This window comes from Pseudomonas sp. FIP_A4 (genome assembly GCF_036701605.1).
In the GTDB taxonomy this organism is placed as follows: Bacteria; Pseudomonadota; Gammaproteobacteria; order Pseudomonadales; family Pseudomonadaceae; genus Stutzerimonas; species Stutzerimonas phenolilytica.
The window spans coordinates 1-282 of record NZ_JAYDXP010000045.1 but is presented as its reverse complement, the minus strand read 5'-3'; the positions used below and the strand labels follow the sequence as shown (position 1 = coordinate 282).

Sequence of the window (282 nt, the reverse complement as noted above, 5' to 3'; positions counted from 1 at the left end):
TTTTGAACGCTGTATGATTCGCCTCCCGCTGACGAGAGATGAAGATTGATCGGAGCGGCAAGCGGTTGAGTAGAAAAGAGATTTTCGAAAAACAGCTTGACAGCGAGAAAGGCTGCTGTAAAATGCGCGGCCTCGGTTGAGGCGAAAGGCTTGATCGAAACGCTCTTTAACAACTGAATCAAGCAATTCGTGTGGGTGCTTGTGAATGTAAGACTGATAGTCGCATGATTATCAGCATCACAAAGCAACACTCGTTAATTCGAGAGTTACTCTTTACTTGTA

At 45.0% G+C, this 282-nt stretch carries 1 pseudogene; it reads right to left on the bottom strand.

Going from position 1 to position 282, the window contains the following annotated elements:
• Window positions 1-182 (bottom strand): annotated as a pseudogene (locus tag U8L64_RS20160) (hypothetical protein); the annotation flags it as partial.
• Between the last annotated feature and the right edge of the window lie 100 nt (window positions 183-282).